Below are 23,811 nucleotides of genomic sequence, written 5' to 3' on the forward strand. Positions count from 1 at the left end.
TTTATCAAAAAAGGAGAAAATATGACACTTGATAAAACAAAGGTTATCTACCAAATTTATCCAAAGTCTTTTAAAGACACGACTGGCAATGGTTTGGGAGATTTTCGCGGGATTATTGAAAAACTTCCTTACTTGAAAGAGCTGGGAGTGGACATGATCTGGCTCAATCCTTTCTATCCGAGTCCACAGCGGGACAATGGTTACGATATTTTTGATTACACTGCGGTAGACCCTATCTTTGGAGATATGACGGATTTTGAAGAGATGATCAAGGTCGGCCAGCAGCATGGTATTGACTTCATGCTGGACATGGTTCTCAATCACTGCTCGATTGAACATGAGTGGTTTCAAAAGGCACTGGCTGGGGATTCCTACTATCAGGACTTCTTTATCCTGCGAGATGAGCCGACGGACTGGCTGTCCAAGTTTGGCGGTAGTGCCTGGGCGCCATTTGGCGATACGGGAAAATATTATCTGCATCTTTATGATGTCACTCAAGCTGACCTCAATTGGCGCAACCCCAATGTTCGTCAAGAGCTCTTTAAAGTGGTGAATTTTTGGCGGGACAAAGGAGTCAAGGGCTTTCGTTTTGATGTCATCAATGTCATCGGAAAAGATGAGATACTGACGGACTGTCCAGAGCAGGAGGGCAAGCCAGCCTATACCGATAAGCCAATTGTGCATGACTATCTGCGTATGATGAACGAAGCAACTTTTGGGCAGGACGATTCCGTTATGACGGTTGGCGAAATGAGTGCTACGACGATTGAAAATTGCATCCTTTACACGGCACCAGACCGACAGGAGCTATCTATGTCCTTTAATTTCCATCATCTCAAGGTGGACTATGAAGCTGGACAGAAGTGGACGCTTAAGGCCTTTGACTTTGAAGAGTTAAAACGCCTCTTCCATACTTGGGGCAAGGAAATGAGCGATCATGATGGCTGGTCAGCACTTTTCTGGAACAACCATGATCAGCCGCGAGCTCTCAACCGCTTTGTCGATATAGAGAATTTCCGCAATGAAGGGGCAACCATGTTGGCAGCCAGTATTCATCTGTCGCGCGGGACGCCTTATATCTACATGGGTGAGGAGATTGGCATGGTGGATCCTGACTATGACTCCATGGAAGATTATGTGGATGTCGAGTCTCTCAATGCTTACCAGAGTCTGCTTGCTGAAGGTCAATCGCCAGAAGCAGCCTTCAGGATCATCAAGGCTAAATCTCGTGATAATTCTCGGACGCCTATGCAGTGGGATGACTCAGTCAATGCAGGTTTTACAACAGGAACTCCATGGCTGAAGGCGGGCAAATCCTATCCTCTCATCAATGTGGAAAATGAAATCAAGGGACCGATCTTTACCTTTTATCAGAAATTGATTGCCCTGCGTAAGGAACTACCTATCATCGCAGAGGGCAGCTATCAGCCAGCCTATGAGGACAGTCCTCAGGTCTATGCCTTTGAGCGGGAGTGGCAAGGACAAAAGCTTTTAGTCCTTAATAATTTTTATGCTGATCCGATTACTCTGGACATCCTGCCAGATTATCAAAATGGCCAGGTGCTGATTTCAAATTACGAGGAGCCAGCAGTAGCCGCGACCATGACCTTGAAACCCTATGAAACGTTAGCTATTCTAGTGAAATAATGATTAAAACCAGCTTAAGCTTCTTTTAAGTATGGTGCAGTATACTAGAAGCATCAAATGAAGACCTCTTAACTTTATTTGATAGAAGGAGTCCTTTAGTTTAACAGATGAGCAGCTGTTATAGCTATAGCTCCGCACCTTTTTTTCATAACAATCTCCGAAAAGGTCGCCCTCAGGGCGGCTTTTTTTATGGAGAAAGCTGGAAACGGAGAAAAGCAATTTTAAGAAAAACTGAAAAACTCTATCTGTTGTAACACAATGAAAATGAAACTGAAAAACAGTTTATTTTCTAAAAAATAGGCAGAATCTATCTATTTTCACTCGAATCGTGGTATAATGTAGTTATAGTAAAACGTTTTCAGGTACAAGAGGATTATTATGGTTGAAGAAGCTATTGATTATGGAAAAGTAACGGGAATGGTGCACTCTACGGAGAGTTTTGGAGCTGTGGACGGCCCTGGTATCCGTTTCATCGTCTTTTTGCAGGGCTGTCATATGCGTTGTCAATATTGCCACAATCCAGATACTTGGGAGATGGAGACCAACAAATCTCAGCTGCGGACAGTGGACGATATCCTACAAGAAGCTCTTCGTTACAAAGGTTTCTGGGGCAATAAAGGCGGCATTACCGTCAGCGGGGGAGAAGCACTTCTACAAATCGACTTTTTGATTGCCTTCTTTACCAAGGCCAAAGAGCTGGGGATTCATTGTACGCTGGATACTTGCGCCCTGCCTTTTAGAAATACGCCTCGTTATCTAGAAAAGTTTAATAAACTGATGGCGGTGACGGATTTGGTCTTGCTGGATATCAAGGAAATTAATGAGGCGCAGCATAGGATCGTGACTACCCAGACCAATAAAAACATTCTAGCCTGTGCAAAATATCTCTCAGATATTGGAAAGCCAGTGTGGATTCGTCACGTTCTGGTACCAGGTTTGACGGACCGTGATGAGGATTTGATTGAGCTAGGTAAATTTGTCAAAACACTCAAGAACGTTGATAAGTTTGAAATCCTTCCTTACCATACTATGGGAGAATTCAAGTGGCGGGAGTTGGGCATTCCTTATTCACTGGAAGGTGTGAAGCCACCGACTGCTGACCGGGTCAAGAATGCCAAGGAACTGATGCAAACAGAATCCTATACCGAATACATGAATCGAGTGCATAATAACTAAGTGATGTAAGTAGGGGAAGATGAGGCTGGGACAAAAGTCCTAGCCTCTCAATTGTCTTTGGCTTGTCGAGCAAGACGCAGTGGTTGAGTGGGCTCTACTAGGCTGATTTCATCAGCTTTTACAGCCCTACTCAACTGTGCGGAGGTGGGACGACGAAATCGAATTATAATTAATTACCGATTTCTGTCCCACTCTCATTTTTCTCAATAAAATACCAGCTAATTCTTCGGGATAGCCTAATTTTATAAGATTTGATAGTATGGGAGCGCACATTTAAGTACGTTGCAGGTAGTGGCTGTCTGATTTTAAAAGGATGGATATATTAGAAGAGCTTATAGCAAGCTTTCTTCTTTTTGCCTGATTAGCTTTCACCTCTATTTTAAGGCTAGAAAAGTTAGGTCTAGCTTTCAAGAAGGTGTTTGAATAAAGGCGGAATTTATGGTATAATAAGGCCTAATAGCGATTTTTTAAGAGAATAGAATAAGCGTAGTGGGAGTAGTGTTTTGGAAAAGAAAAAAGCCATTGTGGTTTCGGGAGATTATGGGTATATCAGACAGATTGAAACAACAATAAAATCTCTTTGCTGTCATCATAAAAATCTAGATATTTATGTTTTCAATCAGGATATTCCTCAAGAATGGTTCTACTATACGCGTCGGAAGGTGGAAGCAGCTGGCAGTCAGTTGAACGATGTGAAATTGTTTAATGACCAGATTGACGATCAGGTAAAATCGAAATGGGAAGCTGGGACTTACGCTCATATCAACTACATGGCCTATGGGCGCTATTTTATACCGAATTACGTTGCAGCAGATAAAGTCTTATATTTAGATTGTGATATTGTTGTGACACGAAATCTGGACCATCTTTTTGAGATAGATCTGGAGGATTATTATGTAGCAACGACTCGCGCGACATATGGAGTAGGCTTTGGCTTTAATTCTGGAATGATGCTCATCAATAATAAGCGTTGGCGTGAAGAAAACATGGCTCAGCAATTGGTTGAGTTGACAGATAGAGAATTAGCCAATTTTACTGAAGGTGATCAGTCTATCTTGAATTTGATGTTTGAGGGCAAAAAACTTGATTTGGAAGATACTTATAATTTTCAAATCGGTTTTGACATGGGAGCTGCGCTAGATAAGCATGACTGGATTTTCGAAATTCCACTTTCTCCACTACCTGCTGTTTTGCATTATATTTCTGGTCAAAAACCATGGAACACTGTTTCCAACATGCGTCTGCGTGAAGTATGGTGGTTTTACAATTCTCTTGATTGGTCTACAATTATTGAGACAGATGAATTTGATGTCGAGAAAGCTATTAAACAGAGGGATGAAGGCTTTGCTCTCCACTGTGTAACCTTGACAAACTCAGATAGGTTAGAGGGAATTGAAGATTTGGTGAATGCATTACCAAACTGTCTATTTCATATTGCTGCCTATACACAGATGTCTGATAAGTTACTCAAACTGATGGCTTATGAAAATGTTCGTTTGCACCCTGCAATTTTGCCATATCCTTTGAGAGATTTACTTGCGAGCAGCGACATTTATCTTGATATCAATCACGATCAGAAATTCGATACTGTAATTAGAGAGTTTCAAGAGTCTGGTAAGCCTGTTTATGCCTTTGATAATGTACAAACAGAAGGGGTTTCAGAGCGAGTATTCTCACATGAGAATTATCAGGAAATGGTGGAAAAAATTCGATCAGATTTTAATTAAATGACGAACTGCCCCACATTTTGTAATCAAAATAGAGAAAGCAAGTTGATTCCTTATCTATAATTCTATGGAATGGGCTTGCTTTCTTAAGTCTTTGGCTTAAAAGACAAGTTTATGTATGAAAAGAGGACTCTGGGCAAGTCCAAAATACAAATAAAGGATAATAAATGGAGCACTTTGGTCTTAAGAAAAAGAAGCATCAGAATATTTTTAGAAAGAGAATCCTCTTTACACTGTTCATTATAGCTATTTATATATTAGGAAGACATATCTTGCTTCCGGGCTACAATGGCAGTATGGAAGCTTTTCGGATAAAGGAAGACAATCCCTTGGCCGCTTTGTATTTGCTGGCAGGAATTGATGTTTCTCAGATTTCAGTATTTTCTTTGGGCTTAGGACCCTGGATTACGACGATGATTGTATGGCAAGTCATGAACCTAAAGAAAAGCTGGAATATACAATCTTGGTCTCTTAAAAAAACAGATTTCTTTCAAAAAATTTTAACCTTGTTCTTTGCGATTGTGCAGGGACTAGCCATTATGTACACCGCTTATAGAGGAAATGGTCGCTTTCTACTTCTCGTGGATGATTGGCTCTATAATCTAGCAGTTTTACTCACAGTTGTGACAGGCAGTTTTATCATTATTTGGTTGTCAAGTCTTAATACTCGTAAGGGAGTGGGAGGGTCAACCATTATTATCATTTCAGGTATTTTACTCCAGTTTGCTGACCAATTAATAGTCCTGCTTGGGAAATCCTTGTCTTCTGTCCGAGGAGGAATGATTTTAGTTGTTGCTCTATTGGTCTATCTTCTCTTGACCTTTGTTGCTGTCGTATGTGAGAAAGCCGAGATACGTCTGCCTCTTAATCGGATCATGTTAAGCAGTCGCTACTATGATAAATCTTATTTGCCAATTAAGTTCATTCCTTCTGGTGGAATGCCTATTATGTATGCAACAAGTGTCTTGATGTTGTTCCAATTATTACTAGACTGGACGGGGAAAGGATTTTCAGTAAAATTTGGGAATTTGTTTGACTTTACAAAGCCCTTGGGTCTCTTTGTTTATCTAGTTGCGATTTACTTGTTGGGTATTTTGTTTGCCTATATCAATTTGGAACCGGAAGAGACAGCGAAACGCTTGCAGCGTCAGGGAGAATATTTTGACTATATTCAGCCTGGGAAAGAAACCTTAAAAGTGTTAAAACACTATATTTCTTTGCAATCAAATATAGGAGCTATCTATCTCATCTTGTATGTCGGTCTGCCCTATTTTATTAATTTCTTCTTGCCTTTGCCAAGTTTCTTTTTGACCTTGCCAAGCACACTAGTCATTTTGATCAGCATGCTCTTGCCCTTGCGTGAAGAAATACGAATCTTAAGAATCGGGACTTATTATCATAAAGAACTAGAAGTAAAAGGAGAATAGAGGGATATGTTTTACTTTGTACCTTCTTGGTATAAACAAGATCGAAAATGGTATTCTACTGCCCTACCTTTCTATCTGCAACCGAAAAATATGATGTTTGATGATGCCGTAAATTTATTGCGGATGTTTCAACAATCAGGAGAAACCAACTCTGTCCTGATTTTGAATTATTCACCTCATATCCGAACTTTCTTTTATCAACAAAGACTTTCATCAGATGAAATGTGGAACCTATTTGATAGCATACAAGGTCTGACAGATGTGCCTGCACGAAAAATTCGTTTGGATGATTTGAAATGGCCTCAGGGAGCAGAAATCTTTTATACTCCTTTTATTGTAGATGTTCACGTTGATCACCTACCTCATGCTCAGATTAATTTTTCACAAATAGGTAATATTTTTGATATTACCTATTTTGAAAATAATCAGATAGATTATCAGCTTGTTTTTGATGACCGTGGCTTTGTCTCCAGTATTATCTATTTTGAGCATAATCAGCCTTATTATCAGGACTATCTGAATGCACAAGGAATATGGCAATTCAGAGAATTTTTGACAGCTGATAACCAGCAGGTCATTATCAATCCTGAGGCACAGGGCACATTTGCTAAGGATGTTTATCAGAATATTGAAGAGCTTGTTAAAGAAAAGCTAGAGCAGCATTTGGCTTCTGTCTTAACCAAGGATGATTCAATTATTGTTTCAGCAGATGTGCAGCATAATCATTTTTTCCAACAGATTAAGAAGGATCATCTTGTTGTTTTGTCCTTCTTTGGCAATCGTTATCCAATTACGAATACAGAACAATTATTCTCTGATTTAAAAGATACTCCATTTTTTGTGGTAGATAGCTTAGATAAAATCGTGAAGATTGCAGAACAAGTGGGAGAAGTAGAAGAGGAGCAACTTCCTGCTTATTATGAGATTCCACCCTATGACACACAGTTGAATCTTGGGCATAGTCAGCGGAAAAAAGAGTTGATTATCTATGTCAATTTCGATACTTTACCAGAACATCATCTTCAATATGTCTTTACTTCCTTGTTTGATATGATGTTGCAACATGAGTGGATTGACTTATTGGTTGGTACGCAGAGTCAGGATTTTGGTCGAGAAGCTTCTATTCGACAGTTTCTTGAGGAATCTTTATCATCAACAAAGTATGCAGAAAAATTGCTTCTTGTTGACAAAGATAAGGTTGCTAAGAGTGGCGATCCACGTTTAGACGATGATGATAGCCTTAGAGAGCGAATTGATACTGTGGTGATTCATAGTGATACCGATTTGGCGAAGGCTCTGAAGTATGTTCGCGTCATCTTGGATTTGGGAAGTCCAGCCGATATCCGAACCCAAATTGCAGGTATCAGTGGAGGGATTCCTCAAGTGAATTTGTATAATTCTTCCTATGTAAAGCATGGCGAAAATGGTTGGATCATGAATGATATTTCTAACCTGAGAGAGGCACTCTTGTATTACCTCACGGATTTGGAACACTGGAATCAGTCTTTGGTGCATTCGGTTAAGAGGATTGAGCTGTATACAAGGGGAGAAATTGTCGAAATGTGGAAAAATACGATAAAGGAATTAAAGCTAAATGAACAAAATTAGTGTCCTACAGATTGCCAATGAGAATTGGCAGCACCAATATAAGATTCCTAGTAATATCGCATGGACATTTGTTAAACCAGAAGATATCATGTCTCTCTTGCCCGAAGATATCGGTATTTTAAAAAAGGATGGGAAGAAACCGAAGGCTGCTAAGCCCTATGATGTTGTATTGGTCGATACTGCTGAGCATTTTGAGTACATTACAGTATTGGACAGCTTAATTCAGGTTTATCGCTTGTTTTATCATGAACGCTGTCAGATCACTACAAAGACCTTGGAGAGATTCCTTTTACGGAAAAGGGCAATTCAGTCTACTTTTGAAGATCCAGCACAGATGCTGTATCTATTTTCACGGGGCTTTTCTTCCAAGCAAAGTGGTACCAAGCTCAGTGTTAATCATCTAGCCGTCAATCCCTCCTTTTCAGGTCAGATTAACTATGAAGGAACTAACTATCTCCGTCTGTGTGGCCAATATGGTGAGGATTACCAAACTGTAGCAACCTATCAGTACAATATCTTTCTGAGCGCAGACGCCCCTTTGGATTTATGGCCAGAGTTCAGAAATTCTGAAGATTGCGCAATTCGTTATGTCATCAAGGGTTATCCAGTTGGCAATTCTCCCATGCAAGAATGGATTTATGATGAAGAATCTTTTGATAAGCCTCTCGTTTTGGATACCAGCGATTCTTATTACCTAAGCGTCAGTGTTCAAGTAAAAGGTCAAGGAATTGTGAAAATTGGACCATTCCACCATCGCCAGTCTCATTTGGGTTATGGGGACTTGTTGATTGGTGGAAATCGTGTTGTGGATAAAAATCGGGAGGAATTGATTTACTACTTCCATCCTGGTGATTTGAAGCCACCTCTCAATATTTATTTTTCTGGTTATCGTCCAGCTGAAGGATTTGAGGGATACTGGATGATGAACAATTTGGGAGCGCCTTTCTTGTTGATTGGAGATCCGCGTTCTGAGGGTGGTGCTTTCTATCTCGGCTCAGAAGAGCTAGAGCAAAAGCTTGTTCAGGTTATTCATCACTGCTTAGATGAATTAGGCTTTACAAGGGATCAGTTGACCTTATCCGGACTATCAATGGGGACCTTTGGAGCCCTGTATTATGCTTCCAAGTTAGAGCCTCATGCAGTGATTGTTGGTAAGCCCTTAGTAAATTTAGGCGATATTGCAGAGAATGAATCCACGATTCGTCCTGGAGGTTTTCCTACTTCTTTAGATTTGGTGCTTCGTACAACAGGAGAATTATCAGAGGAAGGAATAGCTCAACTTAATGAGCACTTCTGGACATCGTTCAAGGAAGCTAATTTTTCAAGGACGAAATTTATTGTGTCTTATATGTATCATGATGACTACGATGGTACGGCCTACCCTGATATGCTAGAAGAGCTAGGGAAGCGAGCTTATCGCGTTAATATCATTAGTAAAGGATTGACTGGACGACACAATGATGATACGCAAGGAATTGTCGAATGGTTCTTTAATCAATATAAAACTTTATTAGTGAATAGTTTTGAAAGGAAGTTTGATTCGTGAGATACAAGGAAGAAATCTATTTTGCTTATTGGGATATGCAAAGTGTATCACAGTATCTATATGGATCGTCTGTGAAGCTGCTGGCTGATGGGCATGTTTTATATGAGAATCAGTTCATGCCGTCTGGTACAGTCATTCATGAATGGCATTCGCAAGCAAACTATCAGGCTTTACGAAATACGAGCCAGCTTCCTGAATTGAAGCGAGGAGAAAAATATATCTTTGGCAGCCATCTGGAGACTCTTCCTGAAAATTCGACCTACTTAAAGATTGAATTTATGAATGCGCGTGATGAGGAGATTTTTAATCAAATCATTAAGCAGGGTGAGACGATGAGCATTCGTGTTCCGAACAATACCCATCATTATAAAATTCAATTAGTGAGTTCAGGTTGCCATCGTTTCTTGTTTGAAAGCATCTATATTGCTGAAGAAGGTGTGGCAGATTATACAGTCGATCGCTATTGGATTTCGAAATTGTTGCATAAGGACGTCAATCAAGAGACGATTTACGTTTGCTTTACAGAGCCTGATTTCAATCGGACGGGCTACATTCCAGAAATTGTTCGGGAGCATTTTCCAAATTTGTTGGTAGTCAATTCTTCCTATAAAGACGCTCTTTTGTATATGGAAAAAGAGTTTTTCGAAATCTTACTTGGAACAATTGAAAAGCTGTCTCGAGAATATTCTTTTGAGAAGGTCGCTTTTGCTGGCTATGGGCCGATTTCAAATATGGCAGCCTTGCTTTACTCACAGCAATTTGAAAATGCCTATGCTTTAGTGACTGATGATTTCATGCCAGAATTGGATTATCAGCATGTTCTGGATCGCTATCGAAATAGGGCGAATTATCCTCTATTTAGAGATTTACTACTGGAACGCTTCAATTCAGCTAGAGTAAAAGAATATGCCCATCTGAAAAATAGGCCGCGGGTACTAACCAAAATTGATTATTTGTTGGATCAGTCCTTTTTGCTTCAAAAAATAGACTTGGAGAAAACGGAAGAGTGGATGAGAAAGAATGAAGCCTAAAAAATTACATTTAGCTAATTCCTTTAAACTAAGGCGATATAAAAAAATCTTAGAAAAGATTAATCAGCTTTCTAATAATTATGCAGCCATGTCAGATGAAGAATTGCAGGCTAAAACTCAATGGTTTAAAGGCCGTCTTTCTAAGGGAGAAAGGCTGCAGGAAATTTTACCAGAAGCCTATGCCACCATTCGTGAAGCGGCTAAGCGCGTCTTGGGGCTCTACCCTTACGATGTACAAATCCTAGGTGCCTTAGTCATGCAAGACAATCAGATTGCCGAGATGAGGACGGGAGAGGGCAAAACACTAACAGCAATTCTTCCCTTGTACTTAAATGCTTTGACTGGAAACAGCACCATCTTGGTTACGGCCAATGAGTATCTGGCGATACGTGACGCTAAACAAATGGCTCCTGTTTTTCATTACTTAGGAATGACAGTTGGGATTGGTGTTTCAGAAAATCCAGCTAAAAGATTGAAGGTTGCGCAAAAGCAGCGGATTTATCAAAGTGATATCGTATATACAACACATAGTGCGCTGGGATTTGACTACCTTGAAGAAAATTTAGCGACCTCTCAAGCAAAGAAATTCTTGCCTAAGTTCTATTTCTGTTTAGTGGATGAGGTTGATGCAGCTCTCTTGGATAGTGCACAGATGCCTCTGATTATATCAGGCTCTCCGCGGGTTCAGTCCAATCTATTTGTTACCTGTGATGAGTTTGTTAAGACCTTGAAGGAAGGGGAAGATTTTAAGCTAGATTCGACTCGGACTTCAGTCTGGTTGACGAGAAAAGGTGTCAAGGAAGCAGAAGTATACTTCCGTGTACAAAATGCTTACGATCCAAATAACTACCAACTGATCCGTCAAATCAATTTGGCCTTAAGGGCCAATCATTTATTTGAAAAAGATCGTCAGTATACTGTAGAAAATGGCGAAGTTAAGCTGATGGATGAGGCAACAGGGCGAGTTTTAGAAGGGAATAAACTCCAATCTGGTTTGCACCAAGCCTTGGAAGCGAGAGAACGCGTGAAGATTTCCTTAGAAACACGTTCCATGGCCTCTATTACCTATCAAAATCTGTTCAAGATGTTTCCTAAATTGGCGGGGATGACGGGTACAGGGAAGGTCTGTGAAGATGAATTTCGTGAAGTGTATGACCTGGGAGTGGTCGTTGTACCAACTAGAAAGCCCAATCAACGGATTGATTATCCAGATGAAATCTATCTAACTATCCCTCAAAAACTTTATGCTTCTTTGGATTATATTAAAAAACTACACAAAAAGGGACAGCCAGTTCTGATTGCGACAGGATCGGTGAGAATGTCAGAAATTTACTCCATGCTCCTGTTGCAGGAAGGAATTGCTCATAATGTGCTAAATGCCTACAATGCAGCAAAAGAAGCAGAGATGATTGCACAGGCTGGCCGGCGTTCTGCGGTAACCGTCGCAACCTCTATGGCTGGTCGGGGAACGGATATTATCTTGGAAGAAGGCGTTGCTAAATTAGGCGGGCTGGCGGTTATTGGAACAGAGAGAATGTCCAGTGAACGAGTGGACTTGCAGCTTCGTGGTCGTGCAGGCCGTCAAGGTGCGCCTGGACTAAGTAAATTCTTTGTTTCACTCGAAGATGATATTATCACAAAGACTGGCAGTAAGTGGATCAATGATTTTTATCAGAAAGAAGTCGCCAAGCCAGAGGAGAAGCAGAAGGTTCATCTAAAATCGGTTCGTATTAAATATGAGGTGACAGAAGCTCAGAGAAACAGCGATAATGCGGCAGCCGCTTCAAGACGATCAACGGAGCAGTATGACGAAAGTATCCGAATTCAACGGCAAATCATTTATAACAAGCGCAATGACATTATTGCTCATCCTGACTTTAAACTAGAATATTTTTTATCTGTTTTATCAGATGCTATGGACGCCTATATGAAGAAGCATCCATTTAGAGAGCAGGCTGATTTGTATCGATTTGTCTTGGATAATATTAGCTACTATTGTCAAGGCATTCCAAGAGATTTAGATGTGACAAATATTCGTCAAGTTAAGAAGTTCCTATCTAAGCTTTTCATTGAAGAATATCAGCGAAAACGCGATAGAATTGAGGATTCAGAACTGTTTGGGCAGCTTCAACGCATCGCCGTGTTAAGAGCAGTGGATGATTGCTGGGTGGAGCAAGTTGACTATCTCCAACAATTTCAAACTTTAGTGGTTAGTCAAGGTTATGCGCAAAAGAATCCTGTATATGAGTTTCATAAAGAGGCTTTTGAGTCATATAAGAGAATGAATGCAGACATGAATCTTAAAATTATAAAAAATATGGCGCTTAGTTATGTCAATGTTCAGCCTACAGGGAAATTAGAGGTTTTCTTTGGCTAAAGTTTTGACAGATTGTGCTATAGACTTTATAATAAGGATATAACTGCATTCGGGAGAAAATGTATATTTATGGGTAAGAACAATAAAGCAAAATCAAAGGGGTTTAAGCGCGTTATATCGAAGTTTAAACGATTGGTGACGGAGGATGATAATTATTATGATCCGGATGCAGCCATCTTAAAACCGATTAGCCGAAAACCCCAAGAGCAGAATCAGGTTGTGTTAGGTATTAATGAAGAATTAAAACCACAGACAGAGCCAATTTCTATTATGGAAGACTTTGAGGATTTTCAAGCCAATAATAGCTTGGTAGTAGATGATCTGATAAAAAATGTCAGCCAAAGTTTATCAATGAGCGTTTCGACCTCAATGAGTTTGTCTGCTGAACATTTCGATAGTGGCTCTGTTTCAACAAGCGAGAGTTCTCTTCAAGATTCGCTGTGGGAAAATGATTCATTAGAGACTTATTCTTTAGACTCTTCTCATATTATCGATCAGTCAGATTCAGAATCTGAGCTGGTTCTTGAAGATGAATCTCTATCCGCTTCTATCAGCGCCAGTGATAGTCTTTCCGAGTCTGAATACTGGAGTATTTTCGAAATGGAATCCCTCAGCATATCAGAGTCAGATTCACTTTATGAGAGTGAGTGGTTATCCGCTTCCATAAGCGCCAGTGATAGTCTTTCCGAGTCTGAATACTGGAGTATTTTCGAATCTGAGTCCCTCAGCATATCAGAGTCAGACTCACTCTATGAGAGTGAGTGGCTATCCGCTTCTATCAGTGCAAGCGAGAGCCTTTCCGAGTCTGAGTACTGGAGTATCTTTGAATCTGAATCTCTCAGCATATCAGAGTCAGATTCACTCTATGAGAGTGAATGGCTATCCGCTTCTATTAGTGCCAGTGATAGTCTATCCGAGTCGGCTTCTATCCTTCTTAGCGAATTCGTTTCAACTTCGGTAGCGGATAGTCAGTCAGTTTCTCTGTCAGAATCCATTAGTGCTAGTCTGAGCCTTTCAGAATCTGAGTCTCTAAGTGCCTTAGAAGAGACTTCTATGAGTCTTTCGAATTCAGTTTATGGGGAGGAAGCTGATTCACCTTCAGTAAACGAGAATAAGCCAGATACTTTCTTGATTTCTCTTAGCACTAGCCTGAGCCTTTCTACTTCTGAATGGCTGGCTCAGTCTGAGTTCACTTCACTTAGCCTTTCGGCATCTGAATCTTTGGGCATCAGTCAGTCTCTATCCTTGAGTGAAGCTTTTTCTCAACTTCTTTTCGAGTCTGAATCAGCCAAGGAGAGTCAGCAGCTATCAGAATCACTTAGCTATAGCCAGTCCCTTTCTCTGTCAGAATCTTTGAGTGAATGGACAGTAACTTCTCTCAGTCTCAGCGAGTCAATCTCTTTGAGCGAGTCAATCTCCTTGAGTGAGTCCATTGCCGAGTATACTTGGTTAAGTTCTTCATTATCGGTTAGTGCCTCTGTTGCTCAATCCGAATTGGAAAGCCAATTGACATCAATTTCCGAGTCTATTAGTGTCTCAGAATCTCTCAGTCAGAGTGTGAGCGTCTTCACTTCTTTCAGCTTGAGTGAGTCAGTTTCCTTGAGTGAATCCGAAAGTCTCAGTGCGTCAAGCTCCTTGAGTTTGAGTGAGTCCGCTTCTTTGAGTGAATCTGAAAGTCTTAGTCAGAGTCTCAGCCTTTCAGAATCCTTGAGCCAAAGTGTCAGCGCTTCACATTCTTTGAGTCTCAGTGAGTCAATTTCAGTCAGTCAATCTGAACAAGAGAGCCAGAGCCTTAGTGTGTCAGAATCCTTGAGTCAGAGCGCAAGCATTTCGACTTCCTTTAGTTTGAGTGAATCACTTTCCGAATATACTTGGCTCAGTTCGTCACTCTCAGTTAGTGCCTCTGTTGCCCAATCTGAATTGGAAAGCAAGTTAGCATCGATTTCCGACTCTATTAGTCAGAGTGCTTCAATCTCTCTGAGTGTTTCAGAATCTCTCAGTCAGAGTGCAAGCCGTTCAACTGCCTTTAGTTTAAGTGAATCAGTTTCCTTGAGTGAGTCTGAGAGCCTTAGTCAGAGCCTCAGTGTTTCAGAATCCTTGAGTCAAAGCCTGAGTGTTTCAAGCTCCTTGAGCTTGAGTGAGTCTGAAAGCCTTAGCCAGAGTCTCAGTATTTCTGAATCATTAAGTGAGAGTGCAAGCCTTTCAACTTCTTTAAGTTTGAGTCAATCAATTTCAGAGTATAATTGGCTCAGTTCGTCACTCTCAGTTAGTGCTTCTGTTGCCCAATCTGCATATGAGAGCAAGTTAATTTCAGTTTCAGAGTCGGCTAGTCAGAGCACCTCAACCTCTATCAGTCTTTCAGAATCTCTTAGTTATAGTGTCAGCATCTCAACTTCCTTTAGTTTGAGTGAGTCGATTTCCCTGAGTGAATCAGAGCAAATCAGTCAAAGTATTGTGAGAGTTTCCTTATCTGAGTTTTACAGTATTTCAGTCTCAGAGTTGCTTTCTTACAGACAGAGTGTTTCAGAGTCTAAGTCAGTATCACATAGTTTACAAGTCTCAGAATCTCTGTCACTTAGCTTGTCTCGAACAGAGTCAATGCTTCTTGCCTATCAACAAGAATCGCTTGAAAGTATGAGCCTTGCATCTCAGGAACTTTCAGAGGCGGTTGCACTATCTCAAGAAAGCTTGTCTGTTCAAGTGTCTACAACTCCAAACTTGAGCGTGACTGATCAAGAGGCATATCAGATGGTAAGACCATGTTTACAGCCAATTTCTCCTGACTTAAAAAATGTCGCTAGTACATTATCTGGATTGGCTTCTATCGCTCAAAATAAGAAAGACCAGCGATAATTTTAAAGATACTAGAGGATGCAATAGTATCCATATATATTCACAAAATCAAAAGGAGTCATTATGATTAGAAATACGATGCCCAACAGCAATAAAGGTTTGGGAACGACGGATGTATTACCACTTAGTGAACCACGTATAGGAGTACTGACAGGGGAAATCAACTACAAAAAAGTACCAATAGGTGCCTATGATCTTCTGGGACAATTTACTTTAGCGAGTCAACCGGATTATGTTAGTGATTTGAATATGATTCAATCGATGGGCTTCAATGTTTATAGAATTTCTATCTCTTGGGCACGCATTTTCCCAACTGGAGAAGAAGCGCAGCCAAGTGAAGAAGGTTTGAAATATTATGAAGCTATCATTGATCAAGTGTTGCAAAAGGACATTGAACCGATTGTAACTTTAAGTCATTTCGATCTTCCTCTTCATCTGTATGAAAAATACGGTGCGTGGAAGAGCCGCAAGATGATTGAACTTTATGAGCATTATACAGAAGCTGTTTTCAGACATTTTAAAGACAAGGTAAGATATTGGATTACCTTTAATGAATTTAATATTTTACACCATTTACCATATCTTGGTGGCGGTCTGTCCTTTGAAGATGGAGAAAATCGAAACCAACGAATCTGGCAGGCGGCTCACTATCAATTGGTCGCTTCGGCACGTGCTGTTAAGCTTGGAAAATCAATCAACCCAGAATTTCAATTTGGTGGCATGTTGGTAGTTAGTCGTAACTATAGTCAGAATCTAGATAGTGCGATTGATGCGATGGAAGCAGAAGTCAAGAACCGTGAAAACTATGTCTTTACAGATGTACAAGTTCGTGGTTCTTATCCAAACCATTTCTTGCGCCGATTAGAGCGTGAGCAGATTGCTTTGGATATTGAAAATGATGACTTCTTTGACTTACGAGTCGGAAAGGTTGATTTTGTTAGCTTTAGTTACCATGCATCTAGTAATTCTCAAGAAGTCTTTATCAATAAATATGGCTATAATAATACCAATAAGAATCCAATTGATCCTGTAGGTCTTCGCCTAGCTATGAATAATCTTTATGACCGCTATCAAAAACCATTATTTATTGTGGAAGATGATCTAGTATTAGATGAGTCAGACAGCCGCTCAATAGAAGAGCTAAAAACGAATATTCAAGAGATCGTTAAAACAGTAGAATATGATGGCGTTGAGCTTCTTGGCTATACACCTCTCAGTTGGGTAGATCTCAATTTCTAAAATAGATGCATTTACATCTAGTTACCTTTTATGAAAATACCTGAATGGATTATATGTCATCTATTCAGGTGTTTTTGCTTATAAAAGAATAAGGTTACAAAACTAAGAAAAGCATAGAGCTAGTGGGTAAATCGAATCTTATTTGCTCCTGTGGTGTTGGATTTTTTTGCTCGGAGACTTATAAAACAATGGTAATAAGCGTCATTTTATGCTACAATTGATAAGATAGTATATAATTAGAATAAATGAAGAATAGAGGGAGCAGAATGAGACTTAAAAAGACCCTATTTGGTAACTATCGTGCCAAGGAAGTTGAAGAATACATTGAATCGTTAGAAGAAGGATTTGATAGTGAAATTCGTAAAAAGAATGAGAAAATTGAATCTTTACGTAAAAAAATTGATGCTTTAAAGAACCAAGAAAGAGAAATCGGTGAAGCCGTCGTTTATGCTAAATCGCTGATTATTGAAGCACATGAAAAGGCAGAAAAAGAGGCTCAAGAGGTTCTAGAGAAAGCTCAGAAAGACTTCTTACAAGTAAGATCGTCTATCCTTGAAGAAATCGATGAATTGACGAAAAAACGTCTTGAAACGGAACAACTCTATAAGGCGCAAAAGGAAAAAATCAAAGAGCTTCTTAGTCAAATTGGTCAGATTCTAGACGAAGAAACTTTAGAGGGTCAAATTGACATCGCAAGTCTAATCGAGGAAGCTTCGGAAGACGACGAATTTGCAAGCATATTTGATACTCCTTTAGAGGAAGATGAAGCTACGCGTTTGTTTGATACACCTTTGGAAGAAGACGAGGCTCCAAATGAGCAAGTTGAAGCTGAAAGTCTATTCGATGAAGCTTCTCTTGAAGCGCACGAAGAAGAAGTAAACGAATCAGATATTTTTGGTGAGGAAGAAGTCCCAGTAGAAATCTCTGCTCCACAAAAAGAAGTTGTGAATATTGAGCAAACATTTGCTAAGACAGGTACAGATAGCTCTGTTCCCGTTACTTACTTCACTTCTCCTGTCAAAAAGTCTAAAGACGAAGATAAAGAAAAAGGGAAAAAGAAGAAAGGAAAAATCATCAAACGACTTTCAAGAATTAAAAAAGATAGTCTTTTGTAAGAGGAACATGGTTTATGACAATTTATAACATCAACCTAGGAATTGGTTGGGCAAGCAGCGGAGTCGAGTACGCACAAATTTATCGTGCAAAATTGCTTCGCAGTGTGGGCTTAGAGGCAAAATTTATCTTTATGGATTTTATTTCAGCCGATAATATTGAACATTTGACGAAGAATATCGGCTTTGAAGACTCTGAGGTCATTTGGCTCTATCAGTATTTTACAGATGTTAAGATTGCTCCAACGACCTACACTCTAGCACAAGTCTTAGCTAGTTTTGATAGAGAACCTCTAGAAATCGTCCGTAATCCTGAGAATAAGACCTTTCGGATCTTGTTTGGAGATAATGATTTCGTAACGTGCTATTCATGCGATATGGATAATGAACTGATTGAGCGGGCAGAGATTGTTTCGCGCGGCTGTCTCCTTCAGAAAGAATATTATACGTATACCAAAAACTTTATTGAATACTATAGTCCTGTAGATGGTCGGGCTCGTCTCTACCAACGGACTTGGCTCAATGAAGATGGTAGTGTGGCTTACGAAGAGATTATCGATGAAGTAGACGGTAAGCCAGAAACGCAAGTTTATCGTTTTCCAGATCAGGTCTTCTACTCCAAGCAGGAGTTTGTTGCTCATTTCATGAGAAGCTTGAAGTTGACAGACAAGGATTTACTGATTCTAGACCGAGAGACAGATATTGGCCAGCCAATCTTCGCCAATAAGGGGGCTGCTAAACTAGCTGTCATCGTTCACGCAGACCACTTCAGTGAAAATCCCGCAGAAAAAGAGTATATCTTATGGAATAATTACTACGAGTATCAATTTGAATACGCAGAAGAAGTAGACTACATCATCAACTCGACGGATGCTCAAACAGAGCTTCTGAAAGAGCAGTTTGCTCAATATACCGACATCAAGCCGAAGAATATTTTAACTATTCCTGTGGGTAGCTTGGATCAGCTGCGCCGACCAGAAGGTCAGCGGAAACCTTTTGGTTTGATGACAGCTTCTCGTTTGGCCAGTGAAAAGCATATTGATTGGCTGATTCACTCTGTGGTGAAGGCGCATGAGCAACTACCGGAAATCACCTTTGATATTTATGGTAAAGGTGGTGAGGAAGCTATGCTGCGGAAGCTGATTTCGGATCTGCAAGCAGAAGAGTATATTCGACTGATGGGGCATCATCATATGGCGGATATTTACAAGAATTATTCCGCTTATCTAGCAGCATCGACAAGTGAAGGTTTTGGTCTGACTCTGTTGGAAGCAGTAGGTTCTGGCCTGCCCATCATTGGCTTTGATGTTCGTTATGGCAATCCGACCTTTATCCGCGATGGAGAAAATGGCTACCTGATTCCCAAGGCTCGTCCAGATGATCTAGATGCCATGACGACAGAGTACGCAGAAAAGATTGTTCAGCTATTAACTCAACACTCTCAAGAAGATTTGTCCCGTGTATCCTATGAGGTAGCTGAACCTTACCTTGATGAGCATATTGCCCAGCGCTGGTCTGATCTGGTTCGATCGGCTCAGACCAACTAAGTAGGATTCAGAAAGAAAGGCATAACCACTATGATTTGTTTGTTTGACCGCTATGATCAAGCAAGTTTTGATTTGTTACGTTCATTAAAAGCAACAGGACTTGATTGTCCTGTTGTTGTTGTACAAGACGATGGCTATCTTTCACCAGATGTCGAGTCTCCTTACAGTTATTTCACGGGAGATTTGGATACACCGGAAGGCCGGCCAATTTATTTTAATCTTGTCCCCAAACCGCATCTATGGGAGATTCGCTCCAGCAATGTAAATGGGGAAATCTTGGATATGGGCAAGAAGCGTGCGAATATTTTCTATCGCCAACCGACGCATGAAAGACGTGTTCGGGCTGTCGAATGGTTGGATACAGAGGGGCAGGTTCGAGCAGCAGATATCTACAATCGCAAAGGACGGCTTTTCGCACAAATAACCTACGATCAGACACAACGTCCGACCCATACACGTTATTTTGACCAGAACAATGTTGTAGTCATTATGGAAAATCATCTGACTGGGGATATTATCCTGACACTGGAGGGAAAGCGTCATATCTTTAAATCCAAACAAGAATTTGTCGTCTTTTATCTGCAATATCGTGGATATGATACAGATCGCATTATTTATAATTCTCTAGCAACCCCCTTCTTGGTGGCCTACGCTCTTCGTCCTAAAAATGGTCGTGCAGAAGATGTCCTTTTCTGGCAAGAGCCTATCGGAGAAGCCTTACCTGGTAATATGAAAGTAGCTATGAAAATGCCTCATCGCAATATCCGCATCGCTGTTCAGGACAGACAGGTATATGAGAAAATTCAAAGCTTGGCAACACCAGAAGAAAAAGTCTATTTCCACAATATTGGTTATATTTATGATTACCAGCGTCTTAATAATATGAATCCAGAAGCCTTGATTTTGACCAATAGTGATCAGCTTGAGCAAATAGAGCAGCTCTTGAATCAGCTGCCAAATGTACATTTCCATATAGGAGCCATCACAGAAATGTCTGGCCATTTGATGGGGCTCAATCGTTATCCGAATGTTTCGCTTTATCCAAATATTCGTCCGGCCAAGGTTGCAGAGCTTTTTGAGAGATGTGACTTGTATTTAGATATCAATATCAGCGATGAAATCCTCAATGCTTGTCGCACAGCTTTTGAGAACAACATGTTGATTCTCAGCTTCACAAATACTTGCCATAGCCGTCGATTTATTGCGGATGATCACATTTACGCGCCAGAAAATGTTTCAACCATGGTGGATAAGATTCAAGCTGTCCTTGCTTACTCATCAGAGATGGAAGCAGCACTTGCTAGACAGAAACAGGCTGCTAATCAAGCTAGTTTGGAGCAATATAAGACCATTCTTTAACCAGATACATGAGAACTTGCTTTCGATGAAGGCAAGTTCCTTTATGCAGATTTAGTAAGGGAGGACAATCATGCAAGAGAAGCAAAAGGGAATTCTGCAGGAGCATATCAACGAGCAACTAGATAATCGTAGAAAACCGTTGAAAAGAGAGAAGCAAGAGTTTAGTATGATTGCAGTTCTAGGTGGTATTCTTTTTCTTATCACCCTTTTAGTCACAATCATCATGCAGTTGGGACACTTTTTCTAGGATTTTTTCTGGATGGAGGAGGTCTCTGGAAAAGATGAACCTTGACGAGCAAATCGTCAAGGTTTTTTTGCCTCTATCTAATTGAACTAGTGTGAAAGGGGGGAGTAGAGGTTCAAAAGATAATAAAACGCTTTCAACAATTTGAAACTTAAAAGCGAATTTTAGGTAAAAATTAGGCGTTTTCATTGGTTATTTAGCGTATAAATACTTGAAAAGGGGAATCCGTTTTGGTAAAATGATGAGTGGTATATACTGGATAAAAACGGCTGGTATATCCCAGATGGAATCTGCTTTTTCTGAGTCAAAGGGATAAAAACTGAAACTGACTGCAACTTTTATTAACTCTGGTTTTGGGAGGCAGCGCAATCTACACTTTGTTAATGGTCATGAGATTAACAAAGGGTCGCAATTGGATAAAAGAAAGGAATCGAATGTTTCGAAGTAAAAAATTTAACAAAGATTTCGAGATCGTAGATGAGAAAAAGCGTTATAAGCTTTACAAGTCGGGCAAAAACTGGGTAAAAGCCTCGAACTCTCAATTGGATCTCTTCCGTATCGGTGGGATGGGCGAAGTTGTCTCTAGTACCATGTCAGACACTGAAGAACTTGATCACGCACACCTTAGTTTTAACACGCTAGCGGGTATAGGGGGAATCCTGGCCGCGGGGGCTGCAGGATTTGTGATGACTCAAGAGCAAACTGTTTATGCGGATGAAACATCTGAGTATACAGAAAAGGATAAAACAGTCATCGCAGCTGAACCGAAAGCGGCTGAAACAACTGAAACAAGTGCCAACTCAATCATCGCTCAAGCGCAAGCGGAAGTAAAGAAAGCTCAAGCAGAACAAGCATCTGCAACAGCTTCTGTATCAGTCAGTCAATCTGTTGAGGATCAAGCGAGTGCGAGTCAGTCAGTTTCAGTCAGTCAATCTGCCTCAGCAAGTCAGTCAGCTTCAGTCAGTCAATCTGCCTCAGCAAGTCAATCTGCCTCAGCAAGTCAATCAGCATCAGCTCCTACATCAGTCTCAGCAAGTGCAAAAGCATCTGCATCAGTAAGCTCTACACCATCAGAGTCAGCAAGCGCTCAAGCACCTGCCTCTGTAGTTGAGAGTACATCAGTTGTTAGCGAACCATCAGCTCAGGCTTCTGTGTCTACCTCAGCTTCTGCATCGCTCAACCTTAAGGTCAACCCTGCGGCAAGTCTTGTATCAGGTAGTGCTAAACAAAGTTTGGCAAGTGCAGCTCTTAGCACAAGCCAAGCAGCAACAACAAGCAACAACATCGCAGCTGGTGTTGTAGCAGATAAGAACCAAGCCCAAGGTAAGGATACAACCAAGCAAGCTGAGAAAAACCAAAAGGTTGACAATACTGTAGCGATTGCACCAAAGACAGGGTATTCTGGATTTAGAGCAAATCCGATCGATACTGGATCAAAAGAACCTTTCTTTCTAAATACCGATCCATATAGCATCAACTCTCCAGAAACAAGTGGTCGTTTAAATAGACAACGGGTCTTTCTGGGACGAGCAGGTGTTCCTTTCTCGGTAACATATTACATGCATAAGTCTCAATTTGATGCGGACGAATATCCTTACGGTTCATACAAGGATAGTGAGCTTGCAGGACTTTCTCCAAGAACAACTCTAGAGACTCGAAACTGGCAAGAAGCACAAGAGAAATATAATATTACCTCGGAAACAGGTCGTGTGGAAGTGGCTCCTGGACGTTATATTCCATATGTAACTTTTAAGAGTGATAATCCAAAACCACTTAGAAGTAGTGTCAATCTGGATGTGACCTTTGATGGACGTAGCTTTCCTCAAACCAGCGTATTCATGAACTTCACTACTTCTCAGTTTAAGGGACCTGCTGTAACGTATGATGCCGAAGGGAAAAAAGAAGCACTGGCTCCTCTTGCAAAATATAAAGTAGGAGATACAGTCAATGAAACCTACTATTTCCATAATGATAAACAGTATAGATATGAGCAAGATGCTAGAAATGCTATTACTTTGTACGCTGGTAATGGTGGTTGGACCAGAAATATGGGCTTGAGATTTGTTCAAGGAGTGGAAAGACGTGCTGATTTTACCTATGTTCCTAAAGTCACTGTTACGGGGACTGTTAAAACTGAAAATCCTAATTATCTTATCAGACATAATGATGGAGTGGGAGGTAAGGATGCTGAATTCTTTACCTATCTAGGCCGTCCAGAAGAAGTTGTAACCGAGGCTGCGCAGGAGTCAATTATCAACAAGAGCAAAGACTCACTAACTCCTTCCCCTGAACCACTAGTTCCTGAGGTTGAAGTCGGTAAACGAGTTAATGAAACTTTATATGTTCATGATGGTAATAACAAAGGAGATAAGTCTGTTGGTTCTTGGCAGAGTTCTTACCTTGCAGATCAAGCGGTTGAACTGATTCATGGCAAGAAAGAACTAGAAGCACTTGGATTAACAGTTACTACTAAAAGCAATGAACCAGGGGCTGGTAAAACTGGCTATATCCCATCTATCCAAATTTCTGGAACGCCTACTGGAACAGGAACTGTAACACTCAAATATAAGATCACTGACGAAGCGGGACAGCTTAACTTTAAGGACATTCAAGTAAATGTTAAAGAAAGCGGATCCCTTAGCCAATCAGTTTCAGCTTCTGTATCTGCAAGTCAAAGTGCTTCAGCATCTATCTCAGCAAGCATCAGTGCGAGCCAATCAGCATCAAGCTCAGTAAATGCTAGCCAAAGTGCATCAGCAAGCCAATCAGCCAGCGCATCCGTATCAGCTAGTCAAAGTGCTTCAACATCAGTAAGCGCGAGCCACTCTGTGTCAATTAGTACGAGCCAAAGCGCTTCAGCATCTATCTCAGCAAGCATCAGTGCTAGCCAATCAGCATCTGTATCAGCTAGCCAAAGC

Annotated in this window: 15 protein-coding genes; all 15 read left to right on the forward strand. The window is 40.6% G+C overall.

All coding sequences use genetic code 11. From position 1 onward, the window contains the following. Positions 1-21: 21 nt before the first annotated feature. On the forward strand, positions 22-1,647 hold the full coding sequence (treC, locus tag O3644_RS08890) for an alpha,alpha-phosphotrehalase (protein ID WP_371595521.1): 1,626 nt from the start codon (positions 22-24) through the stop codon (positions 1,645-1,647). Between the two features lie 378 nt (positions 1,648-2,025). Then, the gene (pflA, locus tag O3644_RS08895; protein WP_005590787.1) at positions 2,026-2,823 is read left to right on the forward strand and encodes a pyruvate formate-lyase-activating protein; all 798 of its coding nucleotides are present in this window, start codon (positions 2,026-2,028) and stop codon (positions 2,821-2,823) included. 503 nt (positions 2,824-3,326) lie between these two features. Next, positions 3,327-4,550 (forward strand): glycosyltransferase, encoded by a 1,224-nt coding sequence (locus O3644_RS08900; protein ID WP_061910803.1) that lies wholly within the window; start codon positions 3,327-3,329, stop codon positions 4,548-4,550. Positions 4,551-4,717: 167 nt separating this feature from the next. Beyond that, positions 4,718-5,977 carry an accessory Sec system protein translocase subunit SecY2 gene (gene secY2, locus O3644_RS08905; protein ID WP_371595522.1) on the forward strand — a complete coding sequence of 420 codons (1,260 nt, stop codon included), beginning with the start codon at positions 4,718-4,720 and terminating at the stop codon, positions 5,975-5,977. A gap of 6 nt (positions 5,978-5,983) precedes the next feature. Next, positions 5,984-7,585: an accessory Sec system protein Asp1 gene (asp1, locus tag O3644_RS08910; RefSeq protein ID WP_371595523.1), complete on the forward strand. Its 1,602-nt coding sequence runs from the start codon at positions 5,984-5,986 to the stop codon at positions 7,583-7,585. Next, on the forward strand, positions 7,572-9,131 hold the full coding sequence (gene asp2, locus O3644_RS08915) for an accessory Sec system protein Asp2 (RefSeq protein ID WP_371595524.1): 1,560 nt from the start codon (positions 7,572-7,574) through the stop codon (positions 9,129-9,131). The genes asp1 and asp2 overlap by 14 nt, the downstream gene beginning before the upstream one ends. Continuing rightward, entirely contained in the window at positions 9,128-10,162 is a 1,035-nt protein-coding gene (gene asp3 / locus O3644_RS08920) for an accessory Sec system protein Asp3 (RefSeq protein ID WP_371595525.1), read from the forward strand. Before asp2 ends, asp3 begins: the two co-directional genes overlap by 4 nt. Continuing rightward, a complete protein-coding gene (gene secA2 / locus O3644_RS08925) occupies positions 10,152-12,539 on the forward strand; it encodes an accessory Sec system translocase SecA2 (protein WP_371595526.1) in 2,388 nt (795 codons plus the stop codon). The genes asp3 and secA2 overlap by 11 nt, the downstream gene beginning before the upstream one ends. Before the next feature lie 69 nt (positions 12,540-12,608). Next, the gene (locus O3644_RS08930) at positions 12,609-15,392 is read left to right on the forward strand and encodes a hypothetical protein (RefSeq protein WP_371595527.1); all 2,784 of its coding nucleotides are present in this window, start codon (positions 12,609-12,611) and stop codon (positions 15,390-15,392) included. 63 nt (positions 15,393-15,455) lie between these two features. Beyond that, positions 15,456-16,631, forward strand: coding sequence for a family 1 glycosylhydrolase (locus O3644_RS08935; RefSeq protein WP_371595528.1), 1,176 nt, complete (start codon positions 15,456-15,458; stop codon positions 16,629-16,631). A gap of 266 nt (positions 16,632-16,897) precedes the next feature. Then, entirely contained in the window at positions 16,898-17,746 is an 849-nt protein-coding gene (locus O3644_RS08940) for a hypothetical protein (protein ID WP_062122955.1), read from the forward strand. Between the two features lie 14 nt (positions 17,747-17,760). Further along, the gene (gene gtfA / locus O3644_RS08945) at positions 17,761-19,290 is read left to right on the forward strand and encodes an accessory Sec system glycosyltransferase GtfA (protein WP_371595529.1); all 1,530 of its coding nucleotides are present in this window, start codon (positions 17,761-17,763) and stop codon (positions 19,288-19,290) included. Positions 19,291-19,320: 30 nt separating this feature from the next. Then, positions 19,321-20,649, forward strand: a complete 1,329-nt coding sequence (gene gtfB, locus O3644_RS08950; protein ID WP_371595530.1) for an accessory Sec system glycosylation chaperone GtfB — start codon at positions 19,321-19,323, stop codon at positions 20,647-20,649. Between the two features lie 70 nt (positions 20,650-20,719). Continuing rightward, positions 20,720-20,896, forward strand: coding sequence for a hypothetical protein (locus O3644_RS08955; protein ID WP_062004508.1), 177 nt, complete (start codon positions 20,720-20,722; stop codon positions 20,894-20,896). Positions 20,897-21,327: 431 nt separating this feature from the next. After that, positions 21,328-23,811: KxYKxGKxW signal peptide domain-containing protein (locus O3644_RS08960; RefSeq protein WP_371595531.1), on the forward strand; the 2,484-nt coding region annotated here is incomplete at its 3' end.

Origin of the sequence: Streptococcus sp. 27098_8_113, from assembly GCF_041432545.1 — a bacterium.
Classification (GTDB): Bacteria; Bacillota; Bacilli; order Lactobacillales; family Streptococcaceae; genus Streptococcus.

Coding starts and splice junctions, on each gene's coding strand:
- treC (WP_371595521.1), top strand. CDS start 22: ATGACACTTGATAAAACAAAGGTTATCTACCAAATTTATCCAAAGTCT.
- pflA (WP_005590787.1), top strand. CDS start 2,026: ATGGTTGAAGAAGCTATTGATTATGGAAAAGTAACGGGAATGGTGCAC.
- secY2 (WP_371595522.1), top strand. CDS start 4,718: ATGGAGCACTTTGGTCTTAAGAAAAAGAAGCATCAGAATATTTTTAGA.
- asp1 (WP_371595523.1), top strand. CDS start 5,984: ATGTTTTACTTTGTACCTTCTTGGTATAAACAAGATCGAAAATGGTAT.
- asp2 (WP_371595524.1), top strand. CDS start 7,572: ATGAACAAAATTAGTGTCCTACAGATTGCCAATGAGAATTGGCAGCAC.
- secA2 (WP_371595526.1), top strand. CDS start 10,152: ATGAAGCCTAAAAAATTACATTTAGCTAATTCCTTTAAACTAAGGCGA.
- O3644_RS08930 (WP_371595527.1), top strand. CDS start 12,609: ATGGGTAAGAACAATAAAGCAAAATCAAAGGGGTTTAAGCGCGTTATA.
- O3644_RS08935 (WP_371595528.1), top strand. CDS start 15,456: ATGATTAGAAATACGATGCCCAACAGCAATAAAGGTTTGGGAACGACG.
- O3644_RS08940 (WP_062122955.1), top strand. CDS start 16,898: ATGAGACTTAAAAAGACCCTATTTGGTAACTATCGTGCCAAGGAAGTT.
- gtfA (WP_371595529.1), top strand. CDS start 17,761: ATGACAATTTATAACATCAACCTAGGAATTGGTTGGGCAAGCAGCGGA.
- gtfB (WP_371595530.1), top strand. CDS start 19,321: ATGATTTGTTTGTTTGACCGCTATGATCAAGCAAGTTTTGATTTGTTA.
- O3644_RS08955 (WP_062004508.1), top strand. CDS start 20,720: ATGCAAGAGAAGCAAAAGGGAATTCTGCAGGAGCATATCAACGAGCAA.